This is a genomic window from Saccharopolyspora flava (assembly GCF_900116135.1).
Lineage (GTDB): Bacteria > Actinomycetota > Actinomycetes > Mycobacteriales > Pseudonocardiaceae > Saccharopolyspora > Saccharopolyspora flava.
Genome location: NZ_FOZX01000001.1, coordinates 923,642 through 940,262, shown reverse-complemented (window position 1 = coordinate 940,262; position 16,621 = coordinate 923,642). Strand labels below are relative to the sequence as shown.

Here is a 16,621-nt window from a genome sequence, read left to right as displayed (position 1 = left end):
CCGCCCGGGTGTTCGGTCAATTCGGTCGCCGCGCACCGTCCCCGGCTCGGGTGCGCGGCTCACCAGAGGACAGTTTTTCCTCGAACTGTCCGGACGAAACCGACATCAACCCCTGGTGATTCGGGCAAAAATCACCCCAGCCCCTCGGCGAGCAGCTCCCGCAACCGAGGCGTGTACAGCGCCGTGATGTCGGTGGCCCCCGCGAACGCGTCGAAGTAGATCGACGTCAACTCCTCGTCCCGCTGGATCGCTCGCAGCAGCGCCATCCGGTGCTCGTTCGGCGGCACCATCCGCGCCACCGACAACGTCGCCTCGTACCCCGGCCGCAGCGCGCCGTCCCGCTCGGCGGCGAAACCACCCAGCGCCGCGTCCAGCCGCGACGGCGAATCCAGCTCGCCGCTGATGTGCCGGGCCAGCGACTCGGCCTGGCCGAACGCGTCGCTGATGCCGCGCGCGGTGATCGAATCCTTGTGATGCCCCGCATCACCCACCAGCACCCAGCCCGGCCCCGTCGCCTCCCGGAAGAAGTTCTGCTGATCCCCGGAGCCGCGCAACCGCTCCACCTGCTCCCCGCCCTGAAGCCGCTCGAACAGCTCCGGCGCGGTGTCGCGCACCCGCTGCAAGTGCGCCCGCCGGGCGTCCGCGCGCACCGCGCGGAACCGCGACTGCGGGAAGTAGGTCAGCACCAGCGTCGCGTGCCCGTGCGTCGGCGTCGCCGCCACCCAGCTGCCCGGCTCCTCGTAGATCTCCAGGTCAGCCGGAACCCCCGTCCAGTACGAGTAGTACGCGCAGCTCAACCGCTCGTCCCAGGTCGTGAACGCCGCGCCGGCGTGCGCCGCCACCGACGAGCGCATCCCGTCCGCGCCGACCACCAGCGCCGCCCGCTCGGTGAACTCCACGCCCCGGTGCTCGCCGCGCACCCCCACGACCCGGCCGTCCTCGTCCCGCACAAGCCCGGTGACCCGGCACTTCTCCCGCAACTCGGCGCCCGCGGCCACCGCCGCCCGCGCCAGCAGGTCGTCGAGCACGAACCGGCGCGGCGCGTACCCGGCCCGCTGCCCGGCCACGCCCCGGCCGCAGCCGGCCAGCCGCACGTCCCCGACCTGGTAGCGGGCGTGCCGCAGCGGCGGGCACCCGGTGGCGCGCAACTGCTCCAGCAGCCCCCACCGGGCCAGCGCCGCCACCCCCGGCTGGTGGATGACGTGGGTGGAGATCGTGTCGGACGGGAACTCACCCCGATCCAGCAGCAGCACCCGGTGCCCCGCCCGAGCCAGCAGCATCGCGGTCGGCGACCCCGCGCAGCGCGCGCCCACGACGATCGCGTCGAAACCCATCGCTCACCCCTCCAGTTCGGTGCGCAACGCCCGGCGGTCCAACTTGCCGTTGGCGTTGAGCGGAAGTCGGTCCAGCACCGTGATCCGGCGCGGCAGCATGTACGGCGGGAGCCGGTCGCGCAGACCCGCGTGCAGCACCTCCGGCTCGCAGTCGCCGCCCACCGCGGCCGCCAGCTCCGGCTCGCCGTCGGTCGGCACCGCCAGCACGATCGCGTCCGCCACCCCCGGCAGCGAGCGCAGAGCGGACTCGATCTCGCCCAGCTCGATGCGATGGCCGCGGACCTTCACCTGCTGGTCCGTGCGGCCCAGGTGCAGCAGCAACCCGTCCTCCACCGCCACCAGATCCCCGGTCCGGTACCAGCCGCCCGGGACGAAACGTCCCGCGTCGTCCGCCGCGTCCAGATACCCGGCGAACCGCTGCGGACCCCGCACGCACAACTCGCCCCGCCGCGCGGGCCTGCCCCCGGGATCCAGCAGCCGGAACTCCAGCGAGCCGAAGCACTCGCCGATCGGCGCCACCCCGTTCGGCGTCACCGGCCACGCCGACTCCTCCGCCGGGAACCGGTAGCCCGTGCAGGCCACCGTCAGCTCCGTCGGCCCGTACAGGACCTCGATGTCGGCCTGCGGAGCGGCGCGCTTCCAGCCGCGCAGCGCCTCCACCGGCACCGCCTCACCACCGAAGATCGCGCACCGCAACGACGGCATCGCCCCCGGCCGCAGCGTCCCGAGCCGCTCGGCGAAGGAGATCAGCGACGGCACCGAGAACCAGTGCGTCAACCCCAGCGCGTTGACCGTCCGCACCGGTGACAGCAAGGCTCCCGCCGTCGGCACCACCAGCGTCCCGCCCTGGCCGAGGGTGACGAACAGGTCGTGCACCGACCCGTCGAAGGTGAGATCGAAGTTCCCCGACACCCGGCTGCCCGGCCCGATCCCGTACCGCGCGGCGACCTCCGTCAGGTACGCCTGCACGTTGCCGTGCGAGATCGGCACCGCCTTCGGCGTCCCCGTCGACCCCGACGTGCAGATCACGTAGGCGACGTCGTCCGGCGCCACCGGCACCTCCGGCGCCCTCCCGAAGGGCTCGTCCCGGCCGGCGCGGAGCATGGGAACTTTCCACTCATCCGCCCGCTGCGACTCCTCCGCCAGCAGCAGCTCGACCCCGGTCCGGGCGACCAGCTCGCGGATCCGCTCCGGCGGGTGCTGCGGGTTGAGGGGAACCACCGTCGCACCGGCCCGCAGCACCGCCAGGTACCCGGCGTAGGCCAGCACCGAGCGGTTGGCCAGCAGACCGACCCGTCGCGGCGCGCCCGCCGCGTGCAGCCGCGCCGCCAGCCGCTCGACGAGCTCGCGCAGCTCCGCGTAGCTGAGCGCGACGCCCTCGACCTCCAGCGCGGGCCGGTCCGCGAACTGCCGCGCGGCCCGCTCGAACCAGGTGTGGACGTTCATCGGGACACCTCCGTCAGCTGCCTCGCCCAGCGGCACAGGTCGCGCACGGTGCGCAGCGCCGCCAGCTCCTCCGGGTCCACCTCGCGGCCGGTGCGCTGCTGCACCTCGACCATCAGCTGCAACTTCGCCAGCGAGTCGATGCCGATGTCGGCCAGCGTCGAGTCCTGGTCGAAGCCGGTGCGCGCGTGCTTGCCCAGCAACCACTCCGCCGGGTCGTCGCCCTCCGGTTCGTCGCCGGGCCAGTAGCGGCGCGTCTGCCACGGGTAGGTCGGCAGCGGCGCGTGCACCCCGGGCCCGAACAGCCCCTCGCGATCCACCGACTCGGCGCCCAGGAACCGGTCCAGCTCGGAGGTGCTGCCGGTGCGCAGCGCCTCGATCAGCTCCTGGTGCGTCGCGCCGATGACCACGGTGCGGTGCTCGAAGCGGGTGCGGCGCAGCGCGGCGCTGCGGCACAGGTCCCGCACCGGGAACGCCGCGCCCGGCCCGGCCAGGTGCTCCGCGCACGCGCGGGTCAACTCCGCCAGGGCCTCCGGCGTGCGGGCCGAGAGCACCAGCGGCCAGCGCGTCCCGTCGTCACCCTCGCGCCGCGCGGGCTCGGCGCTGCGCAGCACCACGTGCGCGTTCAGCGACGACGACCCCTGCGCCGAGACGCCCGCCACCGCCCGCTGCGGGATGTCGGTGATCTCCTGCGGGATCGACAACCCCGACCAGTCCACGTCGGAACGCGGCAGCTCGGCGTGCAGGCTCGGCGGGACCTGCCGGTGCTCCAAGCACAACGCGGCCTTGATCAACCCGACCAGTCCGCCCGCTGCCTCGGCGTGACCGAGGTTGGACTTCACCGACCCGACCAGCAGCGGCCGTCGCGATGAGCGGAAAGTTCCCATGCACCGGCCCAGCGCCGTGAGCTCCAGCGGATCCAGCAGCGGCGAACCCGCCCCGTGCGCCTCCACGAAGTCCACCTCGGACGGTGCGATCCGCGCGTCCTCGTGCGCCCACCGCAGCACGTCCAGCTGGCCCTCCAGCGATGGGTTGAGCACCGAGGAGCTGCTGGCGCCGTCGTTGCCGACCGCGCTGCCCGCGATCACCGCCCGCACCCGGTCGCCGTCGGCCAGCGCGGCCTCCAGGGGTTTGAGGACGACCACGGCCACCGCGTCGGCCGGAGCGTGACCGTCGGCGTCGGCGCTGCCGAAACGACTGCGACCGTCCGGAGACAGGGCGCCCGCGTGCGACATCATCACGCCCTCGTCGGGCCGCAGCGGCAGGTTCACCCCCGCCACCAGCGCGACCGGCACCTCACCGGACCGGATGCTCCCCACCGCCTGGTGCACCGCGGTCAGCGCCGACGAGCACGCGGTGTCGATCACCGCGCTCGGCCCCCGCAGGTCCAGCACGTGCGACAGCCGCGCGGCCAGCAGCGAGCGAACATTTCCCAGCTGCGTCGCCGTCGCCGAGGAAAGCCCCTGTTGAAGTGCGGTTTCGAGGAAGTCCGCGCGAGAGTTGCCCACGAACACGCCGGTTCGGGTGCCGCGCAGCGCCTCCGGGACGATGCCGGCGTCCTCGAGGGACTCCCACGCGCACATCAGCAGCAGCCGCTGCTGCGGGTCGAGCGCGGTCGCCTCGGCCGCGGACATGCCGAAGAACTCGGCGTCGAAATCGGCGACGCCCTCCACGAATCCGCCCCGCGAGGCGGGCCCACCGGTCCCGGTGGACAGCGACGCCGCCGAGTCGTCGCGCTCCGCGGGGGTTTCGGAGGTCGCGTCGACACCGGCGCGCAACAGCTCCCACAAGTGGTCGGGACTGGCCGCACCGGGGAGCCGGCAGGACATCCCCACGATCGCGACCGAACGCTGATGATCTCCACTCGTAGTCATGCCCACGAAGTGTGTGCAGGTCGCTTACAACCCCCTTGCACCGCGCTGAACCCGGCGTCAGCGCCCCGCCCAGGTTGCCCACACCGCGCGGCGGGAAACCCTCGCCGACCTCCCGATCCGCCACCGCGCCCGCAACGCCGAAGGCAGCAGGAAGGCGACCTTCATCAGCACCCGCACCCGCACCCCGGCCCGCAGGTTCGGCGGCGGATCGGGCAGGCGCCGCCACGGCAGCAGCACCGTGATGGCCGCGAACCGCGCGAGCTCCCGCAGCGCCACCCCGGCCGGCGCGCAGCGCAGCAGGGTGAGCAGACGGTTCCCCTCGTTCCAGCGGTGGAACAGCACCGAACCGGGCCGGGTGCTGGCCCCGTGCAGGTGCGCGGCCGTCGCCTCGGTGCGCACCACGTCGAACCCGGCCAGCCGCAGCCGCCACGCGGTGTCGGTGTCCTCGTAGTAGCAGAAGAACTCGGCCGGAACACCGCCCGCGTCGCGCAGCACGTCGGTGCGCAGCAGCGCGGCACCACCGCAGAACCCGAACACCTCGCCGCGACCGGTGGAGTCAGCCCCGTGCCCGTCGGCGGTCAACCGCACTCCCGTCGACTGCACCCGGCCGTCCGGGGTCAGCAGCACGGAGGAGGCCGCCGCAGCGCGGGTCGTGGCAGAAAGGTTCCCTTCCACCACCTCCAGCCAGTCCGGCGCTGGGGCGGCGTCGTCGTTGAGCCACGCGGTGAAGGTCGTGTCCACCCGGGGCAGCGCGGCGGCCAGGCCGCCCGCGTAGCCGAGGTTGCGGGGGAGGCGCAGCACCTCGATGCCGTCGCGGGCGGCGAGCAGGCCGGCGGTGCCGTCGTCGGAGGCGTTGTCCACCACCAGCGTCCGATGTGGACGGGTCTGCGCGGCCAGCGCGTCCAGGCAGGCGTCGATGTGGTCTCGCCCGCGCCACGTGATCACGATGACCGTGGTGCGGACTCCGTCGGATGTCACCGGGGAAACTTAGCGTCACGCGCCCGCGATGTCCGGTCGCGTGCGAAGCTGAGGCCGTGCCCGAGCTGGTTGCCCTCGCCGAACAGCTGCTGGCCCCGGTTCCCGGCGGCACCGGCCGCTACACCCGGGAACTGCTGCGCGCCCTCGCCGCCACCACCCCCGAAGGCTGGACGCTGACCAGCGCGATCAGCCGCAGCGGCGATCCGGAGCAGGCCAGGGTTGCGGGAGTGGCGGGACCGCGCGTGCTGCCGCTGCCGCGCCGGGCGCTGATCGCGGCGTGGGAACGGGGCGTCCCGCTGTGGCCGGGCGGCGACAGCGTGCACGCGATGACCCCGCTGGCCCCACCCCGCAAGCGCGGGCGCGGCCTGGTCGTCACGGTGCACGACACCGTCCCCTGGACCCACCCCGACACCCTCACTCCGCGCGGAGTCGCCTGGCACCGGCGCATGATCACCCGCGCGGCCCGGCAGGCCGACGCCCTGGTCGTGCCCACCCGCGCCGTCGCCGACGACCTGGCAGGTCGAGTTCCGCTCACCAACCCGCCCCACGTGCTGGCGGAGGGCGTGAGCCCGGGCCTGCTCGCCGAACCCGCACCGGTGACGCGCCTCGACCTGCCGGAGCGGTACCTGCTGGCCGTCGGCACCGTCGAACCCCGCAAGGGCTACCAGCACCTCGTCCGCGCCCTCGCCGAACCGAACGCCCCCGACCTCCCGCTGCTCATCGTCGGCCGCCCCGGGTGGGGCGACCTCGACCTGCCGGCTCTCGCCGACCGGCACGGCTACCGCGGGCTCCGGATCCTCCACGACGTCAGCGACGCCGAACTCGCCACCGTCCTGCGCGGCGCGACGGCCCTGATCGTCCCGAGCCTCGCGGAAGGCTTCGGCCTCCCGCTCCTGGAGGGGATGGCCCTCGGAGTCCCGGTCGTCCACACCGACGCCCCCGCCCTGTCGGAGGTCGCGGGCGGCGCGGGCGTCGAAGTCCCCCGAGCCGACCCACCGGCCCTGGCCACCGCGCTCCGCCGCCTCGCCGACGACCCCGACCACCGCTCCCACCTCGCCGAAGCCGGCCGCCGCAGAGCCGCGACCTTCACCTGGGAAGAAACCGCCCACCGGATCTGGAACCTCCACCAAAACCTCACCGGCTGACAGGAAGGTTCCCTTGCACACGTCAGAGAGCGACGGGCACGTGACTGAGATCGACAAGCGCCGGCGTGAGTTCGGCGACCGTTTGCGTCTCCTGCGGGAGCGCGCCGAACTCACCGGTCACGAGCTCGCAGAACGTGCCGGGTGGAAGCAGCCGAAGATCTCGAAGCTGGAGACCGGCAAGCAGACGCCGACGGACTCGGATGTGCTCGCCTGGTGCGAAGCGACAGGTGCGACCGAGTCGGCGACCGAGCAGTTGCGAGACGATCTGCGCGAGTTGAAGGTCACCTACGACTCGTGGCGCCGCACGCAGCACGAAGGCTCCCGCGCCCGGCAGCAGGAGAGCGTCGGCCTGTCCAGCTCGGCTGCGGTGATCAGAGCGGTGGAGGTCGGTGTGGTCCCGGGCCTGGTGCAGGTCCCCGACTACGCCCGCGAGGTGTTTCGGCTCTACTCCGCGCTCAACGGGACCAAGGCCGATGTCGAGGAATCGGTTGCCGCGCGGATGCAGCGGCAGTCCGTTCTCTACGACACGAGCAAGCGGATCGAGATCCTCGTCGCCGAAGCGGCCCTCCGCTACCCGATCTGCCCGCCCGAGATCATGGCGGCGCAGCTCGATCGGCTCGGGGCGCTGGTCGGCATGGCCACGGTCCGGTTCGGTGTTCTCCCGCTGGATCGGCGGGTGCCCTACATGCCGCTGCACGGGTACACGCTGTTCGACGGTCTCGCGCTGGTCGAGAACGTCACCGGCGAGATGCGCATCCGAGACGAGGACGAAGTCGCCACCTACCACGCGCTGACCGATCAGCTGTGGAACGCAGCAGCAGAGGGCGAGGAAGCTCGCAGCGTCCTGGCCGCGCTGCGCTCAGAGCTCTGACGTGACCGGGAAACGGTGATGAGCGGCGAGGTGTCGATGGAAGAGCGCCGGTGGAAGCGGCAGTTGCGGTCGGGGCACGCTCCGCGGCAGGAGCAGAGCCGGCAGGCCGAACGGGACGCATCGGTGATCCGCGTCTTCGAATTGGTCGTCGTTCCGGGAATCGTGCAGACGGCCGAGTACGCCCGGTACGTGTTCACGGCCAGTTCCGAGCTGCACCGGAGTCCGCGCGACACCAGCGCCGCCGTGCAGGCGCGGATGCAGCGGCAGGAAGTCCTCTACGACGAGGGCAAGACGATCGAGCTGCTCATCGCCGAATCCGCTCTGCGCTACCCCGTGTGCCCGGCGCCGGTGATGGCCGCGCAGGTCGACCGGATCATGGCGCTCGCGGGGCTTCCCTCGCTCCGCCTGGGAATCGTCCCGCTCGGTGCCGTCCTCCCCGCGATCCCGATGCACGGGTTCTGGCTCGTCGACGATCAGGTCCGGGTCGAGACCGTCGACAGCGAAATGCACAGCCGCGATCCCGACAAGCACGCCCTCTACACCCGTCTGCTCGACGCGCTGTGGGATTCGGCCGTCGAAGGGGAAGCGGCTCGCGCCGTCCTGGCGGAGGTCGCCCGGGACTGGGCTTCCTCGGGGTGTTCGGGTTGACAGGAAGGTTCCCTTGCTCGCGTCGGGGGGACGAAAGCGGCGTCGGGGACGAAAGTACCCGAACGTTTTTCCCGTACTGGTCACGAGCGCGGGTGGCTTCGCCGTACTCTCTTCTGGTGCGCAGAGGCGAACCGGCTGTTCTGATCGACGCGACCGCGGTGCCCGCGGACCGCGGCGGCGTCGGACGGTACGTCGATTCCCTGCTCGCCGCCCTCGATTCCGACGGGGCCCGGGTCAGCGTCGCGTGCCAGCCGCGTGACGCCGCGCTGTACGCGACCCTCGCGCCCGGGGCGCGGATCGTTCCCGCCGCCGAAGCCGTGGCGACCCGGACCGCGCGGCTGACGTGGGAGCAGACGACGCTGCCGCTGCTGGTCAAGCGGCTCGGCGTGAACGTGCTGCACTCGCCGCACTACACGACACCGCTGGCCAACCCGGCCGCGTCCGTGGTCACCCTGCACGACGCCACGTTCTTCACCAACCGGCGCGTGCACTCGCCGGTCAAGGCCCGCTTCTTCCGGGCCTGGACGCGGGCAGCGCTGCGCCGGGCCGAGATCTGCCTGGTGCCCAGCCAGGCCACCGCCGCCGAGCTCGCCCGCACCGTCGGAGCCGACCGCAACCGGATGGCCGTCAGCTACCACGGCGTCGACCCCGACCGCTTCCACCCGCCGACCCCGGAGGAGATCCGGGTCGTCCGCGACCGGCTCGGCCTCTTCGACCAGCCCTACGTCGCGTTCCTCGGGGCGCTGGAACCGCGCAAGAACGTGCCCGCGCTCATCCGCGGCTTCACCCAGGCCTGCCAGGAACGCGGCGCGGACGCGCCCGCGCTGGTCCTGGCCGGTCAGCCCGGCTGGGACACGCGGGTCGAGCGGGCGCTGGAGTCGGTGCCGCACCGGATCCGGGTGATCCGGGCCGGATACCTGCCGTTCGACCAGCTCGCCGGATTCCTCGGCGGGGCGCGGCTGGTCGCCTACCCCAGCCTCGGCGAGGGGTTCGGACTGCCCGTGCTGGAGGCGATGGCCTGCGGCGCGCCGGTGCTGACCACCCGCCGGTTGAGCCTGCCCGAGGTCGGCGGCGACGCCGTCGCCTACTGCGGCGTGCGGCCCACCGACATCGCCGCCGGGCTGCGGGACCTCCTCGACGACCCGGCTCGCCGGGCCGCGCTGGCCAACGCCGCCCAACTGCGGGCCAAGGAGTTCACCTGGGAAGCCTGCGCGACCCAGCACCGCGAGGCCTACGCGCGCGCCCACCACGCCCGCACCCGCTGACCCCACCGCGACCGCGTTGCAGCAGAATGTGACGGCGTGACCAACCCGCGCACCTACGGCGATCAGCTCGCCGTCGTCACCGTGACCTACTCGCCCGGCGAGACGCTGGAGCGCTTCATCGACACCCTCGACAAGGCCACGCAGCGCCCGGTCCGGGTGGTCCTCGCCGACAACGGTTCGCAGGACGGTGCGCCGCAGCGGGCGGCCGAGCAGCACGAGCACGTCGACTTCGTGCCCACCGGCGGCAACCTCGGCTACGGCGGCGGCGCCAACCGCGGCGTCGCCTCCCTCGGGTCCGAGTACGGGTGGATCGTCATCGCCAACCCCGACCTGGAGTGGGGTTCGGGCAGCCTCGACGAGCTGATCGCGGCGGCCGGTCGCTGGCCGCGCGGCGGTGCGTTCGGCCCGCTGATCACCGAGCCGACCGGTGAGGTCTACCCGTCCGCGCGGCTGCTGCCGTCGATCGGACGCGGTGTGGGGCACGCCCTGTTCGTCAAGATCTGGCCCGGTAATCCCTGGTCGCGAGCCTACCGGCAGTCCGAGTCGGGCCGCAGCGAGCGCACCGCCGGATGGCTGTCGGGATCCTGCCTGCTGATGCGCCGCGAGGCCTTCGACTCCGTCGACGGCTTCGACCCGCGCTACTTCATGTACTTCGAGGACGTCGACCTCGGCGACCGGCTGGGCCGCGCCGGCTGGCTCAACGTCTACGTGCCCAGCGCCGAGATCATGCACATCGGCGGCGCCTCCACCTCGAAGGTCTCCAAGCGGATGCTCACCGAGCACCACCGCTCCGCCTACCGCTACCTCGCCGACCGCTACCAGGGCCTGAAGTGGGCGCCGCTGCGCCTCGCCCTCAAGCTCGGCCTCACCGCGCGCGCCAAGATCCAGGCGCGCTGAGACGGGCGGACCCGGCTGCCGGGTTCCGCCACCGCTGAGCGGGGTGAACGGGAAATTCCCGGTCAGTACTGCTGCGGGTACTGCTGCATGGGCTGCGAGCCGAGCGGCCCGAACTCGTTCGGGTTCCGCTGCGCCTGGTACGGGTTCGGCGGCAGCGGGTGCTGCCCGTAGTCCTCGGTCGGCCACCCGGTGTGCGGGTCGCTGGTGGGGAACTGCGGCTGCTGGTTCGGGGGAGGCATCGGCTGCCCCGCCGTCGGCAGCATGTTGGTGTCCGTGTCGCTGTCGACCGCGCTGTTGACGATGTCGCGCGGGATGCGCACGGTGTTCGCCGCGTCCATCGGCGACGTGGCGTTGTCCGGTGTGACGACGAACGCGCCGCGTGCCCGCGCGCGAGCAAGTGCTTCGTCGGCTCGGAGGCGCGGGTCCATGTGGATGCCCTCTCAGTCGTTCGCAGTCGGTGGTGCCGTACCCGGGAAAAATCCGGGTGTGGTGTTGAACCGGGCACGGCCATCGGGCACGGGCCCAGTGTCATTATGCCGGTGCCACTGCCAGAGTATTCCCCCCAATGGGTTTTCGTCATCGATCTAGGTCAGGTAGAGGAGGACGACGCCGATGTCCGCGGATGCGCAGACCCCGGCCGAGCCGCGCCCGAAGGCGGAAGCGGTCGTGCTGGTGGGCGGGCGAGGGGTCCGGCTCCGGCCTCTGACCCTGTCCGCACCGAAGCCGATGTTGCCGACCGCCGGAGTCCCGTTCCTGGCGCACCTGCTCTCGCGCATCCGCGCCCTCGGCGTCGAGCACGTGGTGCTCGGCACCTCCTACAAGGCGGAGGTCTTCGAGGAGCACTTCGGTGACGGCGCCGACCTCGGCCTGCACATCGAGTACGTGGTGGAATCCGAGCCGCTGGACACCGCGGGCGCCATCCGCAACGTCGCCGACCGGCTCAGCGCCGACGACGTGCTGGTGTTCAACGGCGACATCCTCTCCGGCGTCGACCTCGGCGAACTCCTCGACACCCACCGCGAGACCTCGGCCGACGTCACCCTGCACCTGGTGAAGGTCGACGATCCGCGCCGCTTCGGCTGCGTGCCCACCGACGGCGACGGGCGGGTCACCGACTTCCTGGAGAAGACCGACGATCCGCCGGTCGACCAGATCAACGCGGGCTGCTACGTGTTCCGAAGAGAGGTGATCGAGAGGATCCCCTCCGGTCGTCCCGTCTCGGTCGAGCGCGAAACGTTCCCCGGACTGCTCGCCGAGGGCGCCCGCGTGCAGGGCTACATCGACGCCTCGTACTGGCTGGACATGGGAACCCCCGCCGCGTTCGTGCGCGGCAGCGCGGACCTCGTCCAGGGCCACGCCCCGTCCGCCGCGCTGCCCGGCCCGACCGGGAAGGCGCTGGTCCTGCCCGGCGCGATCGTCGCCGAGGACGCGGTGATCGACGGCGGCAGCACGGTGGGCGCGCGGTGCGAGATCGGTTCCCGCGCTCAGGTCAGCGGCTCGGTGCTCTTCGAGGACGTGACCGTCGAGCCCGGCGCGATCGTCGAGCGCTGCGTGGTCGGCACCGGCGCCCGGATCGGGTCCGGGGCGGTGCTGCGGGACGCCGTCATCGGCGACGGCGCGGTCATCGGGACCGGGTGCGAGCTGGTGGAGGGCATCCGGATCTGGCCGGGCGTCGAGCTCCCGCCGAACGGAGTACGGTTCTCGGCGGATTGAGCAGCATGAACGAACCCCTCACCCGTGACTGGCACCACGACTACCCGCTCGACCTGGTGCGGGTCCTGTCGCCGCTGCGACGCGGCAACGGCGACCCGACGACCCGCGTCGAGCCGGACGCGCTGTGGTGGGCCAGCACCACCTCCGCCGGCCCGGCGACGCTGCGGCTGCGGCGGGCGAGCAGGGGAACCGTTCGCGCATCCGCCTGGGGCCCGGGGGCCGAAGCCGTGCTGGCGGGCGTGCCCGACCTGCTCGGCGCCTCCGACGACGCCAGCGGCTTCGCACCCGCCCACGACGTCGTGACGCGCGGGGTGAAGGCCGCCAACGGCCTGCGGCTGTGCGCCTCGGGCCGGGTGTGGGACGTGCTCGTCGCAGCGATCCTGGAGCAGAAGGTCACCAACCGGGAGGCCTGGCGTTCGTGGCGGGAGCTGTGCCGCCGCTTCGGACACCCCGCGCCGGGCCCGGTGGAGGAGCTGTGGACCGCGCCCGACCCGCGGCAGGTCCGGCAGATCCGTGACTGGGAGTGGCACCGCGCCGGCATCGATGGAGCCCGCCGCCGCACCCTGCTCGCCGCGGCCTCGTCGGCGTGCAGCCTGGAGAAGGCCGTCGCGCTCCGCGGCGCCGAAGGCCGCGCGTTCCTGCAGAAGATCCCCGGCATCGGCCCGTGGACGGCGGCCGAGGTCGCGCAGCGCGCCTGGGGCGACCCCGACGCGGTCAGCGTCGGCGACTTCCACCTGCCCACGATCGTCGGCACCGCCCTGGTCGGCCACCCCCTCGACGACGAGGGCATGCTCGAAGCCCTCAGCCCCTACGAGGGCCACCGCCACCGCGCCGTCCGCTACCTCGCCGCAGCAGGCGTCAACCGGCCTCGCTACGCCCCGCGCCTCCCGGTCCGCGACTACCGCGCGTTCTGATCACGCAAAGTGATCATGTCCGGTTCGGTCCCGCTTCGGTGGCGGTCCGGACCATCATGCCGAGCGAATCGAAGCCGGATTCACGTGGCGAGGCCATGCTTCGTGTTCTGCTCTGGTCGTGCGTGAGATTGGTTGGACCGAACGGTCCGAGGACCGCATCGCTCGGCATGGCGTCCACCCGAGCGAAGCCGAGGAAGTGATCGGCCGCAGGCCGCTGTGGGCGGCGCGCGGACCAGGCCACACGACCATGCTCTTCGGTCGCACCCGTTCCGGCAGGCACCTGCTGGTCGTGATGGCAGGGGGCGTGGACGGACCTCGGTACGTCGCGGCCGCGCGCGAGATGACGCTCAGAGAACGCCGAACCTTCCGGCGTGCGGGAAGGGACATCACATGACGAAGCTGGACAAGATCGCCGAGTACTACGACACCCACGACATGTCGGAGGTGATGGAGTCGGGCCACTGGGTGGAAGAGCCCCCGGAGCCCGACCCGGTGATCACCACGTCGTTGCGGCTGCCGAAATCGCTGCTCGATCGGGTCCGCGACCGGGCCGCGGCCGACGACGTGACGACGACGGCCTGGATCAGGGGACTGATCGAGGCCGAGCTGGAGCGCACCGAGCCCCACGGCGTCGAAGCGCGGCTGCAGCGCCTCGAGGACGCTGTCTTCACCCGGTCAGCCTGACATCGCCGCGGTGAGCAGCGGTCCCAGATCCGTGTTCTCCGGCGGGGTCGTCAGCGGCCACCAGCGCAGGTCGAGGGACTCGTCGCTGCGGGTGGGCTCCGCACCGGCCGGGGCGCGGACGACGTAGCGGACGTCGAAGTGCCGCGTCGGCTTGCCCAGCGAGCAGGTGATCGGGTGCACGTCGAGGTGCACCGGCTCCGGATCCACCACCAGGCCCGTCATCCCGGACTCCTCGGTGGCCTCCCGCAGCGCCGCGCCCGCGAGGGTCTCGTCCTCGGGTTCGCAGTGCCCGCCCAGCTGCAGCCACCGGCCCACCCGCGGGTGCAGGGTGAGCAGCACGTTGTCGCCCGCCGAGTCCAGCAGCACCGCCGAGGCCGTGACGTGGCCGGGCTCGCAGGCGCGCAGGCACGCGTCCTCGCGGGCGTCGAGCAACGTCAGGAACGCCTGGCGCAACGCCTCCTGCTGCGGATCGGCCGGGCGCCAGTCACCCAGCACCCGGTTCGCGTCGGCGTGCGGTCCGCTCACAGCTCCACCAATCCGTCGTCGAGGTCGCGCGGGGGTCGCGGGCCCTCGACCGGGGTGGCCGGGTGGCCGACGGCGACCGCGCCGAGAGGTTCCCAGTTCACCGGCAGGTCCAGCGCCGATCGGACCACGTCCGGGCAGAACAGCGTCGAGGACACCCAGCACGAGCCGAGCTCCTCGGCCGCCAGCGACACCAACAGCCCCTGCACCGCGGCACCCCCGGCCACGGTGAACATCTGCCGCTCGGCGTCGGTGCGCGCCTCGTCCGGGTAGTCGTGGGCGCCGTCGCGCACCAGGAACGGCAGCACCACCTCCGGGGCGGCGTAGAGCAGGTTGCCGCGGGTCACGCGGCGCTGCGCGGCCTGCTCGGACAGGCCGTCGGCGCGCAGGTCCTCCAGCCACGCGGTGCGCATCGCGTCCAGCAGCTTGATCCGCAGCGCGCGGTCGCGCAGCCACACGAACCGCACCGGGCGCGTGTGGTGCGGGGCCGGTGCGGTCAGCGCCGCGCCGACCGCCCGCCGCACCGCGTCCTCGTCCACCGGGGTGTCGGCGAACTCGCGGATCGACCGGCGCACCAGCACCGCCTCGCGGCGGCCCTGCGCGATGGCCTCGGCCGTGCCCAGGTGGAACAGGTCCTCCTCGACCGGCCGGGCCAGGTCCCGCGCCGTCGACGAATCGTCCACAGTGGTCAGACCGCGCAGCACGGCGACCGGGACGCCGCCGAGCTTGCCCTTGACCAGGTCCGCGGCAGCGGCGATCTCGTCGGCGATCGCGACCTCGGTGACCGCGAGCTCGTTGCCCTGCGAATCCGTGCTGCCCGCGTAGCGGTGCAGCACCGCCAGCCCCGACGAGCCGATGGCCGCGTCGGTCTGCCCGACCCGCCACGCCCGGCCCATCGTGTCGGTCACCACGACCGCCACCCGCACGCCCAGCCGCTCGGCGATGCCGTCCCGCAGCCGCCGCGCGGACGCGTCCGGATCCTCCGGCAGCAGCGCGATCTGGTCCTGCGCGACGTTCGAGGCGTCCACCCCGGACGCCGCCTGCACGATGCCGAGCTTGTTCTGCGTGATCAGCGTCCGGCCCTTGCGGGCCAGCACCGCGGTCGCCTCCGACAGCACCAGCTCCCGGCGCAACGCGTCCCGCTCCTCCGGGTCCGCGGGCGCGGTGACCATCCGGCCTTCGGCCTTGGACACGATCTTGCTGGTCACCACCAGCACGTCACCGTCGCTCAACCACGGAGCGGCCGCCGCGATCGACGCCGCCAGATCGTCCCCCTCGACGAACTCCGGCAGCCCCGGCACCGCGAACAGCCGCAGACCCGCAACAGCGGCGTGATCCTGCATCACTTCTCCGAAGCCAGGTCGAACGCCGCCTGCGCCATCGCGGCCGTGGCGTCCACATCGGACATCAGCAGCGGCACCGAGCGCACCTTCACGCCGGGCACCTCGGCGGTGTCGGTGCTGTGCACCAGCCAGCCGTCCAGGATCCCCTCGGCGTCACCGCGCGCCCCGTAGTGCCTGCCGACCGCCTCCGCGGAGGTCTCCACGCCGATCGCGCTCAAGCACGCGTCGGCCATCCCGCGCAGCGGCTTGTCACCGATGATCGGCGACAAGCCGATCACCGGGGCCTTCGTCTCGCGCAGCGCCGAGCGGAAACCCGGCACCGCCAGCAGCGTCCCGATGCTCACCACCGGGTTCGACGGCGCCAGCAGCACCACGTCGGCCTGCGCGATCGCGTCCAGCACCTCGGCCGTCGGCTTCGCCTCGTCGGCGCCGACCGGCACGATCGCGCGCGCCTCCGGCTCCGCGCGGTAGCGCACCCACCACTCCTGGAAGTGCACCGCGCGGCTCTCACCGGAGTCCGGGTCGTCGATCGCCACGTGCGTCTCGACGCGGTCGTCGGTCACCGGCAGCAGCCGCACCCCCGGGCGCCAGCGGTCGCACAGCGCCTCGGTCACCGCCGACAGCGAGTAGCCGGCGCGCAGCATCCGGGACCGCACCAGGTGGGTGGCGATGTCGCGGTCGCCCAGGCCGAACCAGGTCGGCTCGGCGCCGTAGGCCGCGAGCTCCTCCTTGACCGACCAGGTCTCGTCGACCCGGCCCCAGCCCTTCTCGGTGTCGATCCCGTCGGCCAGCGTGTACATGCAGGTGTCGAGGTCGGGGCAGACGCGCAACCCGTGCATCCACACGTCGTCGCCCACGTTGACCACCGCGGTGACCTCGTGCTCGGAACTCCCCGCCTCGCCGATCGCGGGCAGCCCGAGCGCAGCCTTGACTCCGAGCAGGAAACGGGCGCCACCGACGCCGCCGACCAGAACTACGACCTTCACGCCA

General features: G+C 72.8%; 16 protein-coding genes. 8 read left to right on the top strand and 8 right to left on the bottom strand.

Going from position 1 to position 16,621, the window contains the following annotated elements; translation table 11 throughout:
- Positions 1–131: 131 nt before the first annotated feature.
- The 4 genes from BM424_RS04265 to BM424_RS04250 are packed head-to-tail and all read right to left on the bottom strand — an operon-like array spanning position 132 to position 5,629.
- The gene (locus BM424_RS04265; protein WP_093413805.1) at positions 132–1,334 is read right to left on the bottom strand and encodes an FAD-dependent oxidoreductase; all 1,203 of its coding nucleotides are present in this window, start codon (positions 1,332–1,334) and stop codon (positions 132–134) included.
- A gap of 3 nt (positions 1,335–1,337) precedes the next feature.
- On the bottom strand, positions 1,338–2,780 hold the full coding sequence (locus BM424_RS04260; RefSeq protein WP_093414650.1) for an AMP-binding protein: 1,443 nt from the start codon (positions 2,778–2,780) through the stop codon (positions 1,338–1,340).
- Positions 2,777–4,651, bottom strand: a complete 1,875-nt coding sequence (locus BM424_RS04255; protein ID WP_093413804.1) for a beta-ketoacyl synthase N-terminal-like domain-containing protein — start codon at positions 4,649–4,651, stop codon at positions 2,777–2,779. The genes BM424_RS04260 and BM424_RS04255 overlap by 4 nt, the downstream gene beginning before the upstream one ends.
- A gap of 57 nt (positions 4,652–4,708) precedes the next feature.
- Positions 4,709–5,629, bottom strand: coding sequence for a glycosyltransferase family 2 protein (locus BM424_RS04250; RefSeq protein ID WP_093413802.1), 921 nt, complete (start codon positions 5,627–5,629; stop codon positions 4,709–4,711).
- A gap of 56 nt (positions 5,630–5,685) precedes the next feature.
- Here BM424_RS04250 and BM424_RS04245 point away from each other — a divergent pair, with 56 nt between their 5' ends.
- The 5 genes from BM424_RS04245 (at position 5,686) to BM424_RS04225 (ending at position 10,455) form a co-directional block, all read left to right on the top strand.
- Positions 5,686–6,774 (top strand): glycosyltransferase family 4 protein, encoded by a 1,089-nt coding sequence (locus tag BM424_RS04245; protein ID WP_217649618.1) that lies wholly within the window; start codon positions 5,686–5,688, stop codon positions 6,772–6,774.
- Positions 6,775–6,814: 40 nt separating this feature from the next.
- Positions 6,815–7,645, top strand: a complete 831-nt coding sequence (locus BM424_RS04240; protein WP_093413799.1) for a helix-turn-helix domain-containing protein — start codon at positions 6,815–6,817, stop codon at positions 7,643–7,645.
- A gap of 18 nt (positions 7,646–7,663) precedes the next feature.
- Positions 7,664–8,293, top strand: a complete 630-nt coding sequence (locus BM424_RS04235; RefSeq protein WP_093413797.1) for a DUF5753 domain-containing protein — start codon at positions 7,664–7,666, stop codon at positions 8,291–8,293.
- 116 nt (positions 8,294–8,409) lie between these two features.
- Positions 8,410–9,558, top strand: a complete 1,149-nt coding sequence (locus BM424_RS04230) for a glycosyltransferase family 4 protein (protein ID WP_093413795.1) — start codon at positions 8,410–8,412, stop codon at positions 9,556–9,558.
- A gap of 36 nt (positions 9,559–9,594) precedes the next feature.
- Positions 9,595–10,455 (top strand): glycosyltransferase family 2 protein, encoded by an 861-nt coding sequence (locus BM424_RS04225; protein WP_093413793.1) that lies wholly within the window; start codon positions 9,595–9,597, stop codon positions 10,453–10,455.
- A 62-nt stretch (positions 10,456–10,517) separates the two neighbouring features.
- On the opposite strand, the gene BM424_RS04220 is transcribed toward BM424_RS04225, so the two are convergent.
- A complete protein-coding gene (locus BM424_RS04220) occupies positions 10,518–10,883 on the bottom strand; it encodes a hypothetical protein (protein ID WP_093413791.1) in 366 nt (121 codons plus the stop codon).
- Between the two features lie 184 nt (positions 10,884–11,067).
- Here BM424_RS04220 and manB point away from each other — a divergent pair, with 184 nt between their 5' ends.
- The 3 genes from manB to BM424_RS04205 all read left to right on the top strand — a co-directional run bounded on the left by manB (position 11,068) and on the right by BM424_RS04205 (position 13,766).
- Positions 11,068–12,168: a mannose-1-phosphate guanylyltransferase gene (manB, locus tag BM424_RS04215; protein ID WP_093413790.1), complete on the top strand. Its 1,101-nt coding sequence runs from the start codon at positions 11,068–11,070 to the stop codon at positions 12,166–12,168.
- Positions 12,169–12,173: 5 nt separating this feature from the next.
- Positions 12,174–13,082, top strand: a complete 909-nt coding sequence (locus BM424_RS04210) for a DNA-3-methyladenine glycosylase family protein (protein WP_093413788.1) — start codon at positions 12,174–12,176, stop codon at positions 13,080–13,082.
- 390 nt (positions 13,083–13,472) lie between these two features.
- Positions 13,473–13,766 (top strand): hypothetical protein, encoded by a 294-nt coding sequence (locus BM424_RS04205; protein ID WP_093413787.1) that lies wholly within the window; start codon positions 13,473–13,475, stop codon positions 13,764–13,766.
- On the opposite strand, the gene BM424_RS04200 is transcribed toward BM424_RS04205, so the two are convergent.
- Genes BM424_RS04200 through cofD form a run of 3 tightly spaced genes read right to left on the bottom strand, consistent with a single transcriptional unit; the run spans position 13,758 to position 16,617 of the window.
- On the bottom strand, positions 13,758–14,291 hold the full coding sequence (locus BM424_RS04200) for an NUDIX hydrolase (protein WP_093413785.1): 534 nt from the start codon (positions 14,289–14,291) through the stop codon (positions 13,758–13,760). The genes BM424_RS04205 and BM424_RS04200 overlap by 9 nt on opposite strands.
- Positions 14,288–15,631 carry a coenzyme F420-0:L-glutamate ligase gene (locus BM424_RS04195; RefSeq protein WP_093413784.1) on the bottom strand — a complete coding sequence of 448 codons (1,344 nt, stop codon included), beginning with the start codon at positions 15,629–15,631 and terminating at the stop codon, positions 14,288–14,290. The genes BM424_RS04200 and BM424_RS04195 overlap by 4 nt, the downstream gene beginning before the upstream one ends.
- Positions 15,631–16,617, bottom strand: coding sequence for a 2-phospho-L-lactate transferase (cofD, locus tag BM424_RS04190; protein ID WP_093413783.1), 987 nt, complete (start codon positions 16,615–16,617; stop codon positions 15,631–15,633). The genes BM424_RS04195 and cofD overlap by 1 nt, the downstream gene beginning before the upstream one ends.
- Positions 16,618–16,621: the final 4 nt, after the last annotated feature.